The organism is Salinisphaera sp. (genome assembly GCF_035690525.1).
Taxonomy (GTDB): domain Bacteria; phylum Pseudomonadota; class Gammaproteobacteria; order Nevskiales; family Salinisphaeraceae; genus Salinisphaera.
This window is the reverse complement of record NZ_DASSKM010000078.1, coordinates 1-2,045: the sequence shown is the minus strand read 5'-3', so window position 1 is coordinate 2,045 and position 2,045 is coordinate 1. Positions and strand designations below refer to the sequence as shown.

Here is a 2,045-nt window from a genome sequence, read left to right as displayed (position 1 = left end):
ATCGCCACTGCTGGCTGCGCGATTCCTACTTCGTGATCCGCGCGCTCAACCGGCTGGGCGCGACCCGCACCATGGAGAACTATCTCCAATACATCATCAATCTGGTCGCCAACGCCGAGGACAACACACTGCAGCCGGTCTACGGCATCAACGGCGAGGCCGAGCTGCCCGAGGTCCGGGCCGAGCACCTCGCCGGCTACCGCGGCATGGGGCCGGTGCGTTTCGGCAACGACGCCTATCGGCAGGTCCAACACGATGTCTACGGCAGCGTGATCCTCGCGATTACCCAGGTTTTCTTCGACGAGCGGCTGTCGCACCTCAAGGAAGAGACCCTGTTTCGGCATCTCGAGCCGCTGGGTGAAAAAGCGCTGGCCAACTACCACACGCCGGACGCCGGCATTTGGGAATACCGCGGCCGGGCGCGCGTGCATACGCATTCGGCGCTGCTGTGCTGGGTCGCCTGCGACCGCCTGGCGCGCATCGCCCGGCATCTGGAACTGAAGCAGGACGCCGGGCGCTGGCAGCAAGGCGCCGACGAAATTCACGCCGCGATCTGCGAACAAGCCTGGAATGAACAGCGCAACAGCTTCGTCGAGTCCTTCGGCGGCGAAGACATCGACGCCTCGCTGCTGCTGATGAACGAACTGTCGTTCCTGCCGGCCGACGATCCACGTTATATCGGTACGGTCGAGGCCGTGGGCGAGACGCTCAAGCGCGGCGATTATCTGTTTCGCTATGCCGCCGCCGACGACTTCGGCGCGCCGGAGAACGCCTTCAACATCTGCACGTTCTGGTACATCGAAGCCTTGTCCTCGATCGGGCGGACCGACGAGGCGCAACACCTGTTCGACAACATGCTCGACCATCGCAGTGATCTCGGCATGTTGTCCGAGGACATCGATCCGCAAACCGGCGAACTCTGGGGCAACTATCCGCAAACCTACAGCATGGTCGGCATCATCAACGCCGCGCGGCATCTGTCGCGGCGCTGGGAGGAAGTGCTCTAGAGCCGCCGGCGCAGCGCGGCTAATCCGCCGATCAGCGGTTGCGCACCAGCACCAGCTTGCCGAGATGGCTGCCCGACTCCATGGCCGTCTGCGCCGCCACGGCCTGCTCGAAATCGAAGGTCTGGTCCAGCACGGCGCGTAGCCGGCCGGCCTCGAACAACGGCCGCAGACGATCCTCGAACAGCCGCGCCATGGCGATGCGCCGTTCCAACGGCAGGCTGCGCATGGTCATGGCCGTGATCGACAGCCGCCGCATAAGCAGCGTACCCATGTTCAGCTCGGCCTCGGCGCCGCCCATCATGCCGATCTGGACCTGGCGGCCTTCGTCGCGCAGCGCGGCCAAGTTGTCTTCCAGCACCGAGGCGCCGACAAGATCGAGCACGACATGCGCGCCCCCGGTCTGGTTGTGCACCCGTTCGGCGACGCCGTTCTCGTCGTCGACCGCGCCAATATCGAATGCCGGGCCAAGGCCGAGCGACTTGAATCGCGCCGACAGCTCGTCGAGCCGTTCCTGTGAGCGGCTGGTGGCGATCGAGCGGCTGCCGAGCGCGGCGATCAATTGCAGCGCGGCCAATCCCACGCCGGAAGTCGCGCCGCGCACGAGCGCCCACTGGCCGGGCGCGAGCCCGCCTTCCAGGAACAGACCGCGATAGGCCGTGAGAAACGCCTCGGGCAAGGCCGCCGCGTAGGCATGATCGTAGTGGGCCGGCGGTGTCATGGTATCGCGCTCGTGCACCACGATCTGCTCGGCGTAGGCGCCGCCACCGACCAGACCCATGACCGGGTCGCCCTCCTTGCGCGCGGTCACGCGCTTACCGACCGCGGCCACCTCGCCGGCGTACTCCAGCCCCGGCCGGCGCGGGTCGAAACCCTCAGGCGGCGGGTAGGCGCCCTTGCGCTGCAGGATATCGGCGCGGTTGATACCGATCGCCCGGACGTCCACGACGATTTCATTCGGCCCGGGCTTGGGCGCCTTGATGTCTTCCAGGACCAACTCCTGCGAATCGTCCTTATCGTTGATCAGCCATGCGCGCATAA

At 66.0% G+C, this 2,045-nt stretch carries 2 protein-coding genes; one reads left to right on the top strand and one right to left on the bottom strand.

Translation table 11 applies throughout. From position 1 onward, the window contains the following. Positions 1-1,007: glycoside hydrolase family 15 protein (locus VFJ08_RS05780; protein ID WP_324996097.1), on the top strand; the 1,007-nt coding region annotated here is incomplete at its 5' end. A 31-nt stretch (positions 1,008-1,038) separates the two neighbouring features. On the opposite strand, the gene VFJ08_RS05775 is transcribed toward VFJ08_RS05780, so the two are convergent. Next, positions 1,039-2,045, bottom strand: a 1,007-nt coding sequence (locus VFJ08_RS05775; protein ID WP_324996094.1) for an NAD(P)H-quinone oxidoreductase, incomplete at its 5' end; no start/stop codon positions are given.